This is a genomic window from Cupriavidus sp. 30B13, assembly GCF_049059565.2.
In the GTDB taxonomy this organism is placed as follows: Bacteria; Pseudomonadota; Gammaproteobacteria; order Burkholderiales; family Burkholderiaceae; genus Cupriavidus.
Genome location: NZ_CP188223.1, coordinates 2,374,020 through 2,391,176 on the forward strand (window position 1 = coordinate 2,374,020; position 17,157 = coordinate 2,391,176).

16 protein-coding genes are annotated in these 17,157 nt (G+C 71.0%); 8 read left to right on the top strand and 8 right to left on the bottom strand.

What is annotated here, in order from left to right:
- Positions 1 to 50: 50 nt before the first annotated feature.
- Positions 51 to 521: an SRPBCC family protein gene (locus ACKI2N_RS10835; protein WP_420997124.1), complete on the bottom strand. Its 471-nt coding sequence runs from the start codon at positions 519 to 521 to the stop codon at positions 51 to 53.
- 111 nt (positions 522 to 632) lie between these two features.
- On the opposite strand from ACKI2N_RS10835, the gene ACKI2N_RS10840 reads away from it, so the two are divergent.
- Positions 633 to 1,331 (top strand): SGNH/GDSL hydrolase family protein, encoded by a 699-nt coding sequence (locus ACKI2N_RS10840; protein ID WP_420997125.1) that lies wholly within the window; start codon positions 633 to 635, stop codon positions 1,329 to 1,331.
- 177 nt (positions 1,332 to 1,508) lie between these two features.
- Positions 1,509 to 1,997, top strand: a complete 489-nt coding sequence (locus tag ACKI2N_RS10845) for a VOC family protein (protein ID WP_420997126.1) — start codon at positions 1,509 to 1,511, stop codon at positions 1,995 to 1,997.
- Here the strand turns inward: ACKI2N_RS10845 and ACKI2N_RS10850 are convergent.
- The gene (locus ACKI2N_RS10850) at positions 1,972 to 3,450 is read right to left on the bottom strand and encodes a vWA domain-containing protein (protein ID WP_420997127.1); all 1,479 of its coding nucleotides are present in this window, start codon (positions 3,448 to 3,450) and stop codon (positions 1,972 to 1,974) included. The two genes, ACKI2N_RS10845 and ACKI2N_RS10850, sit on opposite strands and share 26 nt — an antisense overlap.
- 26 nt (positions 3,451 to 3,476) lie before the next feature.
- On the opposite strand from ACKI2N_RS10850, the gene ACKI2N_RS10855 reads away from it, so the two are divergent.
- From ACKI2N_RS10855 to ACKI2N_RS10880, 6 genes are all read left to right on the top strand, one after another.
- On the top strand, positions 3,477 to 3,737 hold the full coding sequence (locus ACKI2N_RS10855) for a hypothetical protein (protein ID WP_420997128.1): 261 nt from the start codon (positions 3,477 to 3,479) through the stop codon (positions 3,735 to 3,737).
- 71 nt (positions 3,738 to 3,808) lie between these two features.
- Positions 3,809 to 4,996, top strand: a complete 1,188-nt coding sequence (locus tag ACKI2N_RS10860) for an acyl-CoA dehydrogenase family protein (protein WP_420997129.1) — start codon at positions 3,809 to 3,811, stop codon at positions 4,994 to 4,996.
- 73 nt (positions 4,997 to 5,069) lie between these two features.
- Complete coding sequence (locus ACKI2N_RS10865; protein WP_420997130.1) at positions 5,070 to 6,317, top strand: acyl-CoA dehydrogenase family protein; 1,248 nt, start codon at positions 5,070 to 5,072, stop codon at positions 6,315 to 6,317.
- Positions 6,314 to 7,660 carry an LLM class flavin-dependent oxidoreductase gene (locus tag ACKI2N_RS10870; RefSeq protein WP_420997131.1) on the top strand — a complete coding sequence of 449 codons (1,347 nt, stop codon included), beginning with the start codon at positions 6,314 to 6,316 and terminating at the stop codon, positions 7,658 to 7,660. The genes ACKI2N_RS10865 and ACKI2N_RS10870 overlap by 4 nt, the downstream gene beginning before the upstream one ends.
- Positions 7,661 to 7,697: 37 nt before the next feature.
- Complete coding sequence (locus ACKI2N_RS10875) at positions 7,698 to 9,080, top strand: LLM class flavin-dependent oxidoreductase (RefSeq protein ID WP_420997132.1); 1,383 nt, start codon at positions 7,698 to 7,700, stop codon at positions 9,078 to 9,080.
- Complete coding sequence (locus ACKI2N_RS10880; RefSeq protein WP_420997133.1) at positions 9,077 to 10,555, top strand: SidA/IucD/PvdA family monooxygenase; 1,479 nt, start codon at positions 9,077 to 9,079, stop codon at positions 10,553 to 10,555. The genes ACKI2N_RS10875 and ACKI2N_RS10880 overlap by 4 nt, the downstream gene beginning before the upstream one ends.
- Positions 10,556 to 11,354: 799 nt before the next feature.
- On the opposite strand, the gene ACKI2N_RS10885 is transcribed toward ACKI2N_RS10880, so the two are convergent.
- The 6 genes from ACKI2N_RS10885 to ACKI2N_RS10910 are packed head-to-tail and all read right to left on the bottom strand — an operon-like array spanning position 11,355 to position 17,155.
- Positions 11,355 to 12,293 carry a 2-hydroxyacid dehydrogenase gene (locus ACKI2N_RS10885; RefSeq protein WP_420997134.1) on the bottom strand — a complete coding sequence of 313 codons (939 nt, stop codon included), beginning with the start codon at positions 12,291 to 12,293 and terminating at the stop codon, positions 11,355 to 11,357.
- A 19-nt stretch (positions 12,294 to 12,312) separates the two neighbouring features.
- Complete coding sequence (locus ACKI2N_RS10890) at positions 12,313 to 13,371, bottom strand: extracellular solute-binding protein (protein ID WP_420997135.1); 1,059 nt, start codon at positions 13,369 to 13,371, stop codon at positions 12,313 to 12,315.
- Entirely contained in the window at positions 13,371 to 14,573 is a 1,203-nt protein-coding gene (locus ACKI2N_RS10895) for an NAD(P)/FAD-dependent oxidoreductase (RefSeq protein WP_420997136.1), read from the bottom strand. Before ACKI2N_RS10895 ends, ACKI2N_RS10890 begins: the two co-directional genes overlap by 1 nt.
- Entirely contained in the window at positions 14,566 to 15,987 is a 1,422-nt protein-coding gene (locus ACKI2N_RS10900; RefSeq protein ID WP_420997137.1) for an FAD-dependent oxidoreductase, read from the bottom strand. Before ACKI2N_RS10900 ends, ACKI2N_RS10895 begins: the two co-directional genes overlap by 8 nt.
- On the bottom strand, positions 15,984 to 16,364 hold the full coding sequence (locus ACKI2N_RS10905) for a (2Fe-2S)-binding protein (RefSeq protein ID WP_420997138.1): 381 nt from the start codon (positions 16,362 to 16,364) through the stop codon (positions 15,984 to 15,986). The genes ACKI2N_RS10900 and ACKI2N_RS10905 overlap by 4 nt, the downstream gene beginning before the upstream one ends.
- Positions 16,361 to 17,155, bottom strand: a complete 795-nt coding sequence (locus tag ACKI2N_RS10910) for an ABC transporter permease (RefSeq protein WP_420997139.1) — start codon at positions 17,153 to 17,155, stop codon at positions 16,361 to 16,363. The genes ACKI2N_RS10905 and ACKI2N_RS10910 overlap by 4 nt, the downstream gene beginning before the upstream one ends.
- Between the last annotated feature and the right edge of the window lie 2 nt (positions 17,156 to 17,157).

Sequence of the window (17,157 nt, forward strand, 5' to 3'; positions counted from 1 at the left end):
CCGCGCGCCGTCCGTCGGCCCGCCGGCGGCGGGCGGCGAAGGCTGCGCGCTCACCCCAGGCGCCCGGTCGCGGCCAGTTCGCGGATCTTGCGCACGGTGTCGATGTCGGCCTCGTGGTAGGCCGACTTGACGATCTCGGCGTAGCGGTCGTCGCCGCTCTCGTCGATCGCCGGCATGGTGGTCTCGTAGACGAAGCGCAGCAGCAGCGCGCCCGGGCCCGGCGTCTCGATGGCCATGGTCAGGGTGCCGCCGGCATGCTCGGCGGTGGCGGCGGTTTCATAGCGCACCTGGCGGCGCGGCACGAACACCACGCGGTCGCGGATGATCGCCTTGCCGAAATGCAGCAGGCGCACGACATAGTCTCCGCCGCGCTCCACGATCTCGGCCCGGTCCAGGCCCATCACGAACAGCTCGGGCTCGGCGGTGCGCAGCACCAGGCCCTGCCAGAGCTGCTCCGGCGTCAGCGTGTCCAACTGGATATTGCGTGGATCGTTGATCTCCACAAGGTGCTCGAAACGCAACTTCCCTCTCCCGATCGGTGGTTAGCCGATATTATGAAGGCTCCGCGTCAAGGTCTGCAGCAAAACTTCCCCGTCCCCGTCCAGCCTCCATCGCCACCCCGGAGCCCGTTCATGACCGTTCCCCTCATCGAACCCGCCATCGATCCCGCCGATCCGCTGCAGGTCCTGGTCTATGCCGATTCGCTGTCCTGGGGCATCGTGCCCGGCACGCGGCGGCGCCTGCCCTGGCCGGTGCGCTGGCCCGGGCGGCTGGAACTGGCCCTCAACGCCTCGCCCGGCCAGCGCCCGGTGCGCGTGCTGGAGGACTGCCTCAACGGCCGCCGCACGGTCTGGGACGATCCGTTCAAGCCCGGGCGCAACGGCATCCAGGGCCTGGCCCAGCGCATCGAAATGCACTCGCCGCTGGCGCTGGTGATCCTGATGCTGGGCAGCAACGATTTCCAGTCGATGCATCCGCACAACGCCTGGCATGCCGCGCAGGGCATCGGCGCGCTGATCGACGCGATCCGCGCCGCGCCCGTCGAGCCCGGCATGCCCTCGCCGCCGGTGCTGGTGCTGGTGCCGCCGCCGATCACCACGCCGTGCGGGCCGCTGGCGCCCAAGTTCGCCGGCGGCGAGCACAAGTGCGCCGGCCTCGCGCAAGCGTTCGCCGAGGTCTGCAACACGCGCGGCAGCAAGTGGTTCGACACCGGCACGGTGATCCGCAGCAGCGCGGTGGACGGCGTGCACCTCGATGCCGCTGCGCACCTCGCGCTCGGCGACGCGCTGGCACCGGTGATCCACAACCTGCTCGCGCCGCTGCGGGCCTGACGGGGCCTCAAGTGGCAGGAAGGGGCAGGAAGGCGGCAGGAAGGCGGCAGGAAGGCGGCAGGAAGCGTCCGAGGCGCCTCCGGGTGCGCCCCATGCAACACTCCTGACAGCACATGTCAGGAGCGCCGGCGCACAATCGCGGCTCGATCACGCCCCCGATGCGGGCAGGAGACTGCGATGCAATTGCTGATCCAACTCGATGTCGACGACCTCGCGCGCGGCATCGGCTTCTACCGGCATGGCCTGGGCCTCAGCCTGGCGCGCACGCTGTCCGGCGGCACGGTGGCGGAGATGCTGGGCGGCGGCGCACCGATCTATCTGCTGGCCGGCCGCGCCGCGAGCTGGCCCGGCAGCCGCGGCGGCGCGGGCCGCGGCCCGCGCCGGCAATGGGCGCCGGCGCAGCTCGATTTCGTCGTGGCCGGCCTGGAGGCGGCCATCGAACGCGCGCTGGAAGCCGGCGCCGAGCTCGAAGACTGGCCGCAGGAGTTCGCATGGGGCCGCCAGGCGCTGTTGTCCGACCCGTTCGGCCACGGGCTTTGCCTGATCGAATGGCATGCCCGCGAACACGGCACGGGCCCGCGCCCTGCCGTGCTGGCGGCGCCGGACCGCCGGCCGGCAGGCGCGCGCCGGCCGGCCGCTCTCAGCGAATCTGCAGCTCGCGCTTGATTTCCGTGCCGCCCTGCCTGACCGTGATGGTCAGCACGTCGCCCTGCACCGGCGCCGTCGCCAGGCTGGCCAGGTACTGGAAGCGGATGCCGGTCTGGATGCTCTGGAACAGGCCGGCCAGGTCCGTGCCCTCGACCCGCTTGTACTCGCCGCCGGTGTCGGCCGCCATCTTCTGCATGTCAGGCTCGTTGACGGCGCTCTGCTTGCCGAACGCGACCGTGTAGAGCGGCACGCCCCTGGCCTGCGCCGCGCCGATGACGCCGCCGGGCGAATACGGCGAGACATTGTTCTGCCCGTCGGTCATCGCCACCACGATGCGGCGCGCGTTCGCCCCGGCATCGAGCAGGTCGAGGCCGGCCTGCGTGGCCGCATAGAACGCGGTGGTGCCGCCATAGCGGTAGCTGCCGCGGATCTGCCAGTCGCCGGTGGCCGGGTGGACCGGATCGGGACCGTTGCCGCCGTAGATCTGCGATTCGTCGTTGTACAGGTCCACCACCGGCCGCAGCGCGGCGATGTCCTGCGTCAGCCCGCTGGCGCTGAAACTATAGCTGGCCACCGCCGCGCCGCCGCGGTACCAGTTGTAGTTGCGCGCCAGGTTGGCGTCATCGATCTTCTCCACCTTGCTGTCGAAGATCACCACGCCGGCCTCGTCGGCGCCGCTGCGCAGGCCGTCGAGCAGCACGTGGCCGGCCGCGCCGGCGATCCGCAGCGCGCTCTTGCCGGTCGTGCCGACCGTGCCGTACATCGAGCCGCTGGCGTCCATCACCATCGCCACGCTGGCGTTCTGCGCGGCGCTGGCGCCATAGGACAGCGAGCCCAGCGGTAGCGGCGTGCCGGCCACGGCAAAGCCGAAATCCGCCGCGGCCAGGCCCAGCACGGCCTTGCCGGTCTTGTCGTCGGTCACGGTCAGCGCGACCTTGCCGCCGCCCAGGTCCTGGACCACGCTGAGCACATAGGCCGCGTTGGCCGGCAGCGCCGACACCGGCGGCCTGGCGGCGCCCGCCGCGACGATGAACGACGCGACCGGCCGGCTGACCGGGCTCATGCCGCCGGGCTGCGCTGACGCTTGCACCGCGGTGTCGGGCACGTTGCCGGAAAAGCCGCCGCAGGCGTCGGTGGTCAGGGTGCCGACCACCGTGCCGTCGGCGCTGGCAAAGCGCACCTCGAGCGCGGCCAGCGGGTCGTAGCCATCGGGCACCTCGGGACAGGCCACGCTGGCGGGCTTGCGCAGCGCCGTGCCCGCCAGGCGCACGATCGCGATGCCACGCGCGGCGCTGTCCTGCGGCTGCACCAGGATACCGGCCACCGCCACCGTCTTCGGCGTGGCGGGAACGGACGGATCGGGGCTGGCCGGGGCCGTGCCCGCGGGCGTGCCATCGTCGCCGGAGCCGCCGCAGGCAGCCAGTGCCGCCACCGCCAGCAGGCTCAGCACCGCATGTCGAAATTCGTGCATCGATTTTTCCTCAGGAGAATGCAGTCGTGGATCTGGAGCGATGCATTCGCGCCGCCATGCGTGCCGGCAGCGAACCCACTCGCCTGCCGATGATTCCATTGCCGTGGCGGAAAAACACTCAGCCGTATTTGTACGAAATGCCGGAAACGTCTGGCGATGGTGACAAAGGGAACAAAACCGGTCCGCTTGATCTGCCGCAACGAACCGAACCGGAAAATGTGCCGCCGGGGCTGCGCCCCCGTGGCCACGCCAAACGGATAAGCAAGCGCGCTTTGCTTCGTTGGTGACGCGGGCGGCTTGTTCTATCGTCAAGCCTTCGCTGGCCCTACACGACCTTCGCGCCATCCGCGCCTACCGCATGACTTCTTTCGGCCCCGACCTGAACGATCCTCTCGTGGCCCGCGCAGTGAAGCTGCGCGAGGCTTTCCACACCGATGCGGTGGCCCGCGACAAGGCCGGCGGGCGGCCCACGGAACAGATCCGCCTGCTCAAGGAAAGCGGCCTGCTGTCGGCGGGCATTCCGGCCGCGTACGGCGGCGGCGGCGCGCCGTGGCTGTCGCTGCTGCGCGTGGTGCGCGAGTTCGCGCGCACGGACGGCTCGCTGGCCCACCTGTTCGGCTACCACCATCTTCCCGTGCATACCGTGCGCGCGCGCGGCACGCCGGCCCAGCAGGCACGCCTGCTGGGCACCGCCGCCGCGCAACAGTGGCTGTGGAGCAATTCGGGCAACGCCTTGTCGAAGACCTCGGGCGCGCAGCGCGCGCCCGGCGGCGACGGCTGGCTGCTCAGCGGCTTCCGGCCGTTTTCCAGCGGCACGCACGTGGCGGACGTGATCCAGGTGGCCTGGGAGAACGAACTCGGCCAGCGCCTGACCGGCGTGGTGCCGGCGGACCGCGCCGGCATCCGCATCGAGAACGACTGGGACGGCATCGGCCAGCGCCAGACCGGCAGCGGCACGGTGACCTTCGACAATGTGCTGGTGCGCGACGACGAACTGCTGGGCCGGCCCGACGACGTGCTCACGCCGTTCGCCTCGCTGGTCACGCTGCTGCAGCAGAGCGTGCTGCTCAACGTCTTCGTCGGCGCCGCGCAGGGCGCGCTCGACGAAGGCAGCGCCTATACCGCGTCGCAGTCGCGCCCGTGGATCCATTCCGGCGTGGAGCGCCACGTGGACGACCCCTGGGTGCAGCGCAAGTACGGCGAGCTGGCCATCCGCACGCTGGCGGCCACCGAGCTGGCCGACCAGGCCGCGCGCGCGCTCGACGAGATCTACGCCCACGGCCCGGCGCTGACGCCCGAGCAACGCGGCGCGGCCGCCGTCGAGATCGCCGCCGCCAACCTCTATGCCGGCGAGACCGGGCTGGCCGTCTCCAGCGAGATCTTCGAAGTCATGGGCGCGCGCTCGGCCACCAACGCGAACGGCTTCGACCGCTTCTGGCGCAACGTGCGCACGCACACGCTGCACAACCCCGCCGAATACAAGAAGCGCACAGTCGGCACCTGGCTGCTGACCGGCGAATTCCCCGCGCCCGCCATCTACCGCTGATACCACCGATACCGCCGATACCACTGATTGCGCCGATCGCGCCGATGCCGCCGGCGGCGCCAACCGAGTCCTTATGTCCGCCAACGTCGCCTACCTCCATGCGCCGGACGCCGCCGCGCCCGCGCTGTTCGAACCTGACACCAGCAATCCCCATATCGCGCGCGCGGCCGGGCTGCGCGACCGCTTCGCCGAGGACGCCATCGCGCGCGACCAGGCCGGCGGCAGGCCGGCCGAGCAGATCCGCCTGCTCAAGGAGCACGGCCTGCTGACCCTGCTGCTGCCGCGCGAATACGGCGGCCAGGGCGAGAGTTGGTCCACCGTGCTGCGCATCGTGCGCCTGTTCGCGCAGGTGGACGGCTCGCTCGGCCACCTGTTCGGCTATCACTACAGCAGCCTGCTGAGCCCGCGCCTGCGCCGCGCGCCGGAGCAGGCCGCCAGCCTGTGGCGCCGCTCGGCCGAGGGCAACTGGTTCTGGGGCAATACCGCGAACAGCTTCTCGAAAAGCCTGTTCGGCCGGCGCGACGGCGAGCATTTCGTGCTCGACGGCTACCGGCCGTTCACCTCGGGCTCGCACGTGGCGGACTTCCTCGCCATCGCCTGGGAAGACGCCGACACAAACGAGCGCCGCTTCGCCGCGATTCCGGCCGACCGCGCCGGCATCGTGATCGAGGACGACTGGGACGGCATCGGCCAGCGCCAGACCGGCAGCGGCCGCGTCAGCTACCACGGCGTGCGCGTGCATGAAAGCGAGGTGCTGGGGCCGCCCGTGCCGCTCGACCCCACCGGCGCGCCGGCCGAGCCGTGGCGCTCGGTCACGCCGCTGCAGCAGCAGAGCGTGCTGCTCAATGTCTTCGTCGGCACCGCGCAGGGCGCGCTGCGCGCGGGGCGCGAATACACCGTGAACCAGTCGCGCCCGTGGGTCCATTCCGGCGTGGAGCGCCACGTCGACGACCCGTGGGTGAAGCGCCAGTACGGCGAACTGTGGGTCCGGACCCGCGCCGCCACCGCGCTGGCCGACCGCGCGCTGGCCGCGCTCGACCACGTGGCCGCGCGCGGCGAGGCGCTCACCGCGGACGAACGCGGCGCGGCGGCCGTGGCCATCGCCGCGGCCAACGTGCTGGCCGGCGAGGTGGCATTGCAGGTCTCGAGCGAGATCTTCGAGCTGACCGGCGCGCGCTCGGCGGTACGCCAGTACGGGCTGGACCGCTTCTGGCGCAACGCGCGCATCCACACACTGCACAACCCGTCCGAGTACAAGACCCGCAACGTGGGCCGCTGGGTACTGGGCGAAGGCCATCCGCAACCGGGAACATTCCAATGAGCGCCACCGCCCGCCCGCGCCAGCTTCACCTCAACATCAACCTGCTGCACTCGGGTTTCGTGCCGTCCGCCTGGCGGCTGCCCGAGGCCGATCCCTACGCCTTCGCCGACGTGCGCCACTACGTGCGCGTGGCGCAGATCGCCGAGGCCGGCAAGCTCGACGCGGTGTTCCTGGCCGACAGCGCCGCCATCGTCGACCAGATCCACTTCCGTCCGATCACGGCGCTGGAGCCGACCGTGCTGCTGGCCAGCATCGCCGCGGCCACCACGCACATCGGCCTGATCGGCACGGCCTCCACCAGCTACAACGAGCCCTACAACATCGCGCGGCGCTTCGCCACGCTCGACCACGTGAGCGGCGGGCGCGCGGGCTGGAACGCGGTGACCACCGCCGACGTGCCCTCGGCGCGCAACTTCGGGCGCGACGCCGCGCCGGACCACGCCCAGCGCTACGCGCGCGCGGCCGAGTTCACCTCGGTGGTCAAGGCGCTGTGGGACAGCTGGGAAGACGACGCCTTCATCGGCGACAAGGCCAGCGGGCGCTTCGTCGATCCCGCCCGCGTGCAGCCGATCGCCCACCACGGCGAGCACTTCAGCGTGCAGGGGCCGCTCAACCTGCCGCGCTCGCCGCAGGGCCACCCGGTGGTGGTGCAGGCCGGCGGCTCGGCCGACGGGCGCGAGCTGGCCGCGCGCCATGCCGAGGCGGTGTTCTCGGCCTCGCAGTCGTTCGAGGAATCGCTGGCCTACGGGCGCGAGCTCAAGACGCGCGCGCAGGCGCTCGGGCGCGGGCCCGACGCGGTGCAGGTGCTGGCGGGCCTCACCACCATCATCGGCGCCACCGAGGCGCAGGCGCGACAGCGCCGCGACGAACTGGTCGACCTGATTCCGTGGGACTACAGCCTGGCGCGGCTGGCCGGCATCCTCGGCATCGCGCCGGACCGCCTCAGGCTCGACGAGCAACTGCCCGACAACCTCGCGCTGCCCGCGAACGGCAACGGCAACCACACGTTCTTCAACGCCACGCTGGCGACCGCGCGCCGCCACGGCTACACCGTGCGCGAGCTGGTGCGCGAGCTGGCCGGCGGCGGCGGGCACCGCGTGATCGTCGGCACGCCCGAGCAGATCGCCGACGACATCGAGCACTGGTTCCGCCACGGCGCCGCCGACGGCTTCAACCTGATGCCCGACGCCCTGCCCGGCGGGCTGCAGGATTTCGTCGACGGCGTGGTGCCGATCCTGCAGCGGCGCGGCCTGTTCCGCACCGAATACGAAGGCAATACCCTGCGCGACCACCTGGGGCTGGCGCGCCCGCAGGGCCGGCAAGGCGCGCGCAAGGCCGCCTGACGCGCAAGGAACCATCCAAACCAAGGGACAACTCATCATGGCTCAACGCAGCGGCTTCCTCAGCCTGGGCGCCTTCCTCTATCCCAGCGGCCACCACATCGCCGCCTGGCGCCATCCCGACGCCAAGGCCGACGCCGGCATCGACTTCAAGCACTACGTGGCGCTGGCGCAGGCCGCCGAGGCGGCCAAGTTCGACCTGATCTTCCTCGCCGACGGCGTGGGCACGCGCGGCGACGACGTGGAATTCCTCAGCCGCACCGCGCACAGCTACCAGGCGCAGTTCGAGCCGATCACGCTGCTGTCCGCGCTGGCCGCCGTGACCGAGCGCATCGGCCTGGTCGGCACCGCCTCCACCAGCTTCAACGAGCCGTACCACATCGCCCGCAAGTTCGCCTCGCTCGACCATATCTCGGGCGGGCGCGCCGGCTGGAACCTGGTCACCTCGTCGAGCGAGCACGAGGCGCACAACTTCAACCGCGAGCACCACTTCGCCCATGCCGACCGCTATGAGCGCGCCGCCGAGTTCGCCGACGTGGTCGGCGGGCTGTGGAACAGCTGGGAGGACGATGCCTTCCTGCGCGACAAGGCCAGCGGCCGCTACTACGACCCGGCGCGGCGCCACGTGCTCGGGCACAAGGGCAAGCACTTCCAGGTGCAGGGCCCGCTCAACGTCTCGCGCACGCCGCAGGGCCACCCGGTGGTGGTGCAGGCCGGCTCGTCCGAGGCCGGCAAGGAGCTGGCCGCGCGCACCGGCGAAGCCGTGTTCACCGCGCAGCAGACCGTGGACGACGCGGTGGCGTTCTACGCCGACGTGAAAAGCCGCCTGGCCAAATACGGCCGCGAGCCGGACGACCTCAAGATCCTGCCCGGCGTGTTCCCGGTGGTGGGCCACAGCGAAAGCGAGGCGCGCGAGAAGTTCGAGCAGCTGCAGTCGCTGATCGACCCGGTGGTGGGCCTGGCGCTGGTGTCCGGCCTGAGCGGCGGCTTCGACCTGTCCGGCTATCCGCTCGACGGCCCCATCCCCGAACTGCCCGAGACCAACGCCAGCAAGAGCCGCCAGCGCCTGGTGATCGACCTCGCGCGGCGCGAGAACCTGACCATCCGCCAGCTCTACCAGCGCGTGGCCGGCGCGCGCGGCCACTGGCAACTGGTCGGCACGCCGGAACAGATCGCCGACCAGCTCGAAGAACGCTTCCGCAAGTACGGCGCCGACGGCTACAACATCATGTCGCCGGTGCTGCCCGGCGGCCTTACCGATTTCATCGCGCTGGTGCTGCCGGAGCTGCGCCGGCGCGGCCTGTTCCGCACGGAATACGCCGGCGCCACGCTGCGCGACCACCTCGGCCTGAAGCGTCCGCCGCATCCCGCCGCGCAAGCCACCGCGGACCAGACCCACCAGACCACCGCCATCGCCGCATGACCGACCTGTCCTCCCTCGCCCACGCGGGCGCATCGCCCGATCCCGACTTCCTCGCGCGCGAGACGCTGCGCCTGCTCGGCCCCGCGCCCGACGACTGGGTGCCCGCCCATGCCGGCATCGACCACAACGTCGCCATCATCGGCGGCGGCCAGAGCGGCAGCGCCTACGCCTTCGCGCTGCGGCGCGCCGGCATCGGCCGCGTCGCCGTGCTCGACGCCGCGCCGGACGGCGCGCGGGCGGGCGTGTGGCGCACGCGCGCGCGCATGCAGAAGCTGCGCACGCCGAAGAACCTCGTCGGCCCCGAACTCGGCCTGCCGGCGCTCGGCTTCCAGGCCTGGTACGAAGCCCGCCACGGCGCGCAGGCCTATGCCGCCATCGACCGCATTCCGCGCCTGGCCTGGGCCGACTATCTCGACTGGTTCCGCAGCTTCCTCGGCATCGAAGTCCGCTACGGCACGCGCGTGAACCGCATCGAGCCGGTCACCGGCGGCGCCGTGCCGCACTTCCGCCTGCACCTGGAAAGCGGCGGCCAGCCGCGCATCGAAACCGCGCGCAAGGTCATCCTGGCCAACGGCGTGGCCGGCAACGGCGCGCCCTTCGTGCCCGCCGCGCTGTCGGCGGCCGTCGCCGCGGGCCTGGCCGCGCATACCGCCGACGCCATCGACTTCGCCGCGCTGCGCGGCAAGACCGTGGCCGTGCTCGGCGCCGCCGCCTCGGCCTTCGACGCCGCCGCCGTGGCGCTCGAAGCCGGCGCTGCCGCCGTCCACCTGTTCGCGCGCCGCGACCATATCGCCGCCACGCCGGTCTCGCGCATCCGCGCCTATCCCGGCCTCTACGACAACTACCATGCACTGCCCGACGCCACGCGCTGGGAACAGGCCCTGCGCTACCGCCGCGCGGGCTCCACGCCGCCGGCCGACTCGGTGGAGCGCGTGCTCGGGTTCGAACAGTTCCACCTGCACCTGAGCGCACCATGGAGCACCGCCGAGGTGGAGAACGGGCGCATCGCCGCGCGGGTCGGGGGCGAGACGCTGCGCTTCGACTTCGCCATCGCCGGCACCGGCTACCTCGTCGACCTGGCCGCCCGGCCCGAGCTGGCCGACATCGCGCCGCACATCCTGCGCTGGCGCGACCGCTACCAGCCGCCGGCCAGCGCCCGCGACGACGAACTCGGCGCCTCGCCCTATCTCGGCAGCGGGCTGGAATACCTGGAGAAGACGCCCGGCAGCGCGCCGTGGCTGCGCGACATCCATGTGCACAACCCGGGCGGGTTCGCCAGCACCGGCGTGCCGCTCGGCGACGTGCCGAGCATGCGGCGCGATATTCCCGGCGCGGTGGCGCGCATCAGCCGTGATTTGCTGCTGGCGGATTTGCCGCTGCATGAGGAGCGTATCCGGGGTGAGGTGCCGGCGGATTTTGGGAGGGATTTTTATGCGGGGGCATTGTGGAGGGTGGAGGATTTGGAGGTTGAATGATTATTTTTATATATATAATTCACGATCTAAAACTTTAAATTCTTAAGTTCAAAATCTTAAAATCAAAGTCAACGGCTTTCGCTCCCCCGGAGCGACCTACTTTCTTTTTTCCGAAAAGAAAGTAGGCAAAGAAAGCGGACTGCCTGGCCGGCAGGGGCAGAAACGTTGGAATTGCTGATTGTTGGTGGTTTCGTGGTGGGGACTGCGGTTCTGATGGCCTCCTGCCGTTACCGGTGCGGGCGGCCACTAAGCTGCGGGTTTTGTTGGTTTCGGGGTCAGACCTATGATGGCGAGTGCACTGCTTGTTCTGCCATCTGCCGTTACCGGCGCGAGCCACCACGACATAGCACCCTCATGGTTTCGTGGTGGGCGTGGTGGACCGGGGCGCGGGTGTATGCGGCTACGTTTCAAACCGGCGCCACCGCTCCCACCACGAAACCAGTGCCGTGCCCATGACGTGGCATCCGCCCCGGTCGCGGCAGCAGCCTGAACTACCTGGGCCAATGCCATCATGCAGCGCCACCACGAATCCAGCACCGCTTGCAGAATCGTGGCCGCCAAAGCCGGTAACGGCAGGATACTAGCAGAACTACAAACCCCACGACGAAACCATTAACACCAGTAATCCCAATGTTTCTGCCCCTGCCGGCCAGGCAGTCCGCTTTCTTTGCCTACTTTCTTTTCGGAAAAAAGAAAGTAGGTCGCTCCGGGGGAGCGAAAGCCTTTGACTTTGATTTTAAGACTTTGAACTTAATATTTTGACTTTGAGATATTAACCGATATCCCCAATCCCCCTCCCCTAATACCCCCTCCCCACCTCATAAACATCCTCCACCTCCCCCCCGGCCTCCGCCATGCGGATCAGCTCCGCCGCCCGTCGCGCCCGGTCCTGCCGCGAAGGCGTGGACGCGCAATGCGGCGTGACGATGATGTTGGGATGGTCCCACAGCGGCGAGGATTCCGGCAGCGGCTCGGTGTCGAACACGTCGAGCAGCGCGCCGCCCAGCTGGCCGTCGGCGAGCGCGTCGAGCAGGTCCTGCTGCACCACGTGCGCGGCGCGTCCGGCGTTGAGCAGTTGCGCGCCGCGCGGCAGCATGGCGAGGCGCTCGCGGTTGAGCAGGCCGGCCGTGTCGGCGGTCTGCGGCAGCAGGTTGACGAGGATGTCGCTGTGCGCCAGGAACGCCGGCAGTTGCGCCATGCCGTGATACGTGGCCACGCCTTCGATGGTCTTGGCCGAGCGCGACCAGCCTTGCACCTGGAAGCCCATGCCCGCCAGGTAGCGCGCGGCGTGCAGCCCGAGCGCGCCGAGTCCCATCACGCCCACTCGCGTGCGCTGCGCCAGCGCCATGTGCGGCAGCGCGCGCCAGCGGCGCTGCTGCTGGTTGCGCGCGCTTTCCCGCATGCCGCGCATCAGCATCAGGGTACCCATGGCGACGAACTCGGCCATGCCCTGGCGCGTCTGCGGCAGCACCAGGCGGGCCAGCGGCAGGCCGGGCGGCAGCAGGTCGTCGGCCAGCATGTGCTCGAGCCCGGCGCCGGCGCTGATCGCCAGCCGGAGGTTCGGGTAACGCGCCAGCGCGCCGCGCTCGGGCTCCCACACCAGCGCGTAGCGCACCGCGGCGGCCGGCACGCCGGGGTCGCCCCACAGCCGCACCTCGGCCTCGGGCAGCACGCTGGCGAAGGCGTCGCGCCATTCGGGCAGCGCCTGCGCGCCGCCGGACTTGATCAGCAGGATCATGCGCAAACCCCGGCGCCGCTCAACGCTCGACCTGCCGGTTCCATTGCCGGTCCCAGTTGGAGCGGTTCTGGTTGATCTGGCTCCAGTCGACGGTCACGGCGGTCTTGAGGTATTCCTTCATCTGCGCGAGTTCCTGCCCGGCCTTGCCGGTGGCCGTCACCTCGGTGTTGGTGGGGTTGTACGAGCCGCCTTCCAGCGCGGCCTTCTGCGCGGCGGCGGTCAGCAGGTAGGCGGCGAGCTTCTGCGACAGCTCGGGCTCCGAGTTGTTGGCGATCACGCACTGGGCCACCATCAGCACCACGGCGCCTTCCTTGGGCTGGGCATAGGCCACCGGCAGCCCCTTGCCCTGGAAGATGGTGGTCATGCTGGGCGTGAACGGGAAGATCGCCGCCTCGCCGGACTGCACCATCTCCGACAGCTTGGCCGAGTTCGAGACGTATTCCAGCACGTTGGGGCCCACTGTCTGCGGCCAGGCCTTGAAGCCGGGCTCGACGTTGGACTCGTTGCCGCCGCGGATGCGGTTGAGCATCAGGAAGCCGTGCAGGCCGAAGGTGGACGACGGCAGCGACTGGAACACCACCTTGTTCTTGTACTTGGGATCGGCCAGGTCCTGCCAGGAAGTGGGGGGCGCCCAGTTCTTCTCCTTGAACAGGCGCGTGTTGTAGCCCAGGCCGGTCATGCTCATGGTCACGCCGGTGGCCATGTCGCCTTCGATATGGGCCTGCGGATAGAGCGCCTTGCCGGCGGCGGAGGCGGGCTGCTTCTCGCACAGGCCCATGCGGATGGCGCGGTACATCAGGCCGTCGTCGAGGAACATCACGTGCATCTGCGGCTTGGCGCGGCTGGCCAGGGCCTTGGCCATGATGTCGGACGAGGTGCCGGGCACCACCACGATCTTGACGTCGTTGGCCTTCTCGAAGGCCTTGAACACGAAGTCCGTGTAGGTCTTTTCCATCGAGCCGCCGTTCATGCCGACATACAGCGTGCGCGTCGCGGCGTGCGCGCCGGCGGCGAGCAGCAGCGAAGCGGCGGCCATGCCGGCGGCGGCCCGGATCTGTTTAGCGAACGGTCTGGTCATCAATGCACTCCTTTGGCGATGCGGGGTGAGTCAGCGGGGGAATCGGCGAGAGAGCCGGCGGCAGATGGCGCCGCCACGGCCGCGCCCTGCGCGAAGCGGCGCAGGTCGAACGCGGCGATCGGTGTCGCGGTGGCGCCGTCGGCGACCAGTTCGGCCAGCACCGCGCCAGCCGCGGGGCCGACCTCGAAGCCGGCGCCGGAAAAACCGAAGCCGTGGAACAGGCCGGGCGTGCGCGGGCTGGCGCAGATCACCGGCTGGCGGTCCGGCAGGTAGCCTTCGATGCCGCTCCAGGTACGGATGATCTGGGCATGCTCCAGGCGCGGGATCAGGGTGGCGATGCGGCGCATCTGCGCCAGGATCGCGCCGGTGGTGGAGCGGATGGCGTCCACGCCGAGCGCGCCGGGCTCGACCCGGCCGCCGCCCAGCACCACGTTGCCGCGCGCGACCTGGCGGCAATATACGTCGCCGCCTTCCATGCCCAGGCTCAGCGGCAGGAAGAACGGCAGCGGCTCGGTCACCGCCATGGCCGGGTGGCCCTGGGTCAGCGGCACCGCGTCGCCGAAACGCGCGGCCAGCGGCCCGGCCCAGGCGCCGGCGCAGTTGAGCAGGTTGGGCGCGCGCACCGTCAGGCCCGAGGCGGTGGTGGCGACGAAACCGGCGCTGCCGTGTTCCACCTGCAGCACCGCTTCGCGCTCGCGGATGACGGCCCCGGCGGCGGCGGCGGCCCGGGCAAAGGCCGGCGACACCAGGCGCGGATTGGCCTGCCCGTCGTCCGGGCAGAGCGAGGCGCCGGCCAGCCCGGCGCCCAGCCACGGATAGCGCCGGCGCAATTCGTCGGGGCCGAGCAGCTCCAGCGCCAGGCCGTAAGGCTGCGCGCCGTCGCGATAGCGCTCGAGCTTGGCCATGTCGTCCGCCGTGCGCGCCAGTTTCAGGTGGCCGCTGCGCACGTACTCGCCATCGGTGCCGAGCAGCGCCGGCAGGTCCTGCCAGATGCGGTGCGCGCGCTGCGCCAGCGGCAACTGGCCGAAGGCGCGCCCCTGGCGCCGCACGCCGCCGTAGTTGACGCCGCTCGAGCGCGAGCCGCACAGGTCGCGCTCCAGCACCACCACCGACAGGCCGCGCCGGCGCAGCGCCAGCGCGGCGGAGGCCCCGACGATGCCGCCGCCCACGACCAGCGCATCGGCTTCCAGCCGCTCAGCCATGACGGACTCCTTCGCCAGCTACCTGACCAGACTCCAGCCGGGATTCCAGCCCGGCCACCGGCACCGGCTTGACCGGCGCCTGGCCGCGGATGCGGCCCACCAGCTCGACCGGCCGCGCGCAGGCGTGGGCCAGCAGCTCGGCCCCGGCCACGCCGCACATGCGGCCCTGGCAGCGGCCCATGCCGACCCGGCACAGCGCCTTCATGCGGTTCATCTCGTCCGCGCCCTGCTCGCGCGCCGCGCGGCGGATCTCGCCCGCGGTCACCGCTTCGCAGCGGCACACCACGGTGTGGTCGGGCACCTGCGCGGCCCAGTCGCGCGGGAACGGGAACGCGCGCTCCAGCCCCGCGCGGAACGCGGCGATGCGCGCCAGGCGGGCATCGAGCCGGGCCATCCGCGCCATGTCGACGGCGATGCCGCGCTGCGCGAGCAGCTTCAGCGCGGCGCGCTCGCCGGCCAGCTCGGCCGCGTCGGCGCCCAGGATGCGCGCGCCGTCGCCGGCCACGAACACGCCGGGCACGCTCGACTGGCCCTGCTGCTGCGCCACCAGGTGGGCGCGCTGCTGCGGATCGAAGGCAAAGCCGCAGCCCAGCAGGTCCGCCAGCTGGTTCTCCGGGCGCAGGCCGTAGCCGAAACCCAGCGCATCGCAGGCGATGCGGTGCGTCTCGGACGGATCGGTGCGCGAGACCCAGTGCACCGCTTCCACGCCGTATTCGCCCTCGACCCGCGCCAGGCGCGCGCTGGCATGGATGGGCACGCCGTGCAGCCGCAGCCAGGCCACGTAATAAAGCCCCTTGGCCAGCACCGCCGGCAGCCGGCTCATCGGCAGCAGCGCGCCGGCCTGCTCCGCCGTGCTCGCGTAATCGAGCACGGCCCGCACCTCGGCGCCGGCCTTCTTGTACTGGTAGGCCACCAGGTACAGCAGCGGCCCGCTGCCCGCCAGCACCACCTGCTGGCCGATGGCGCAGCCCTGGAACTTCAGCGCGACCTGCGCGCCGCCCAGCGAATACACGCCCGGCGTGGTCCAGCCCGGCACCGGCAGGATGCGGTCGGTCGCGCCGGTGGCCAGGATGAGGTCGCGCCAGGGCAGGCTCGCGTGGCGGCCGGTGGCGGCCTCCCACAGGTCGAGCTGGTGCGCGCCGGCGTTCCAGACCAGCTGGCCGGGCCGGTAGTCGACATGCGGCAGCAAGTCCGCGAAGGCCTCGTGCAGCGCGCGCGCGCGCCCCGCCTCGAAACCGTACAGCTGGCCGGCGGTGCGCCGGAAGCCGTCCGGCTGCTGCCGGTAGATCTGCCCGCCCCAGCGCGGCGCTTCGTCGATCACCACCGGCCGCAGGCCGTGGCCGACCAGCGCCTGCGCCGCGCGCACGCCGGCCGGGCCGGCGCCGACGATGACCGGGTTGCCGTCGCGCGTCATGCCCTGCCCTCCGCCTGCTCCGCTTGCTCGCTTTGCTGCGCCCGCTCCGTCCGCGCCGGCGCGGCGAATACCGGCGCCGTGCGCAGGCGCATGCCGGCTCGCAGCGGAGTCGAGCAGGCGCGCACGCGCTCGCCGCCGTCGAGCCACACCAGGCAGTCCTGGCAGGCGCCCATCAGGCAGAAGCCGGCGCGCGGCGCGCCCGTGAATTCGTTGTCGCGCAGCCGCCGGCGCTGCGTCAGGATGGCGGTCAGCACGGTGTCGCCCTCGAGGCCTTCGCAGAACACGCCGTCGAGCTCGAAGCGCAGCACGGCGCGCTGGAGCTCCTGCAGCCGCCGCAACTGGCCGGCCCCGCGCGCGGAATCGAATGCGGTGCTCATGCGCGCCCCACCAGCATGCGGTCGAGGCCGTAGACCCGGTCGATGACCAGCATGGCCACCGCGGTCAGCGCGATCATCAGCGCGGACACGGCCGCCATCATCGGGTCCAGCGATTCGGTCGCGTACATGTACATGCGCACCGGCAGCGTGACCGTCGAGGGCGAGGTGACGAAGATCGACATGGTCACCTCGTCGAAGCTGTTGATGAAGGCCAGCATCCAGCCGCCGGTGACGCCGGGCAGGATCATCGGCAGCACGATGCGGCGGAACACGGTGGCGCGGCTGGCGCCCAGCGACACCGCGGCCTGCTCGGCGCTGGCATCGAAGCCGGTCAGCGCGGACACCACCTGGCGCAGCACGTAGGGCGTGATGACCATGGTGTGGGCCAGCAGCAGCCAGCCCAGGCTGCCGGCGCCGCCCACCAGCGAGAACATGCGCATCAGCGCCACGCCCAGCACCAGGTGCGGGATCAGCAGCGGCGACAGCAGCAGGCCGTTGACGACATTGCGCCCCGCGAAGGCATGGCGCGTGATGGCGATGCCGGCCGGCACGGCGATCAGGCAGCACAGCGTGGCGCTGGCCGCCGCCAGCCCCAGGCTGATCCAGAACGAGCGCAGGAATTCGTCGTGCCCGAGCAGCGTGCGGAACCAGCGCAGCGAGAAGGCGGTGGTCGGCAGGGTCAGCGTTTCGCCGGGCGTGAAGGCCACCAGGCAGACGACCAGCAGGGGCGCCACGGTGAAGGCGATCACCAGCGCGTTGAAACACAGGGCGAGAGGTCCGTTCTTGTTCATGG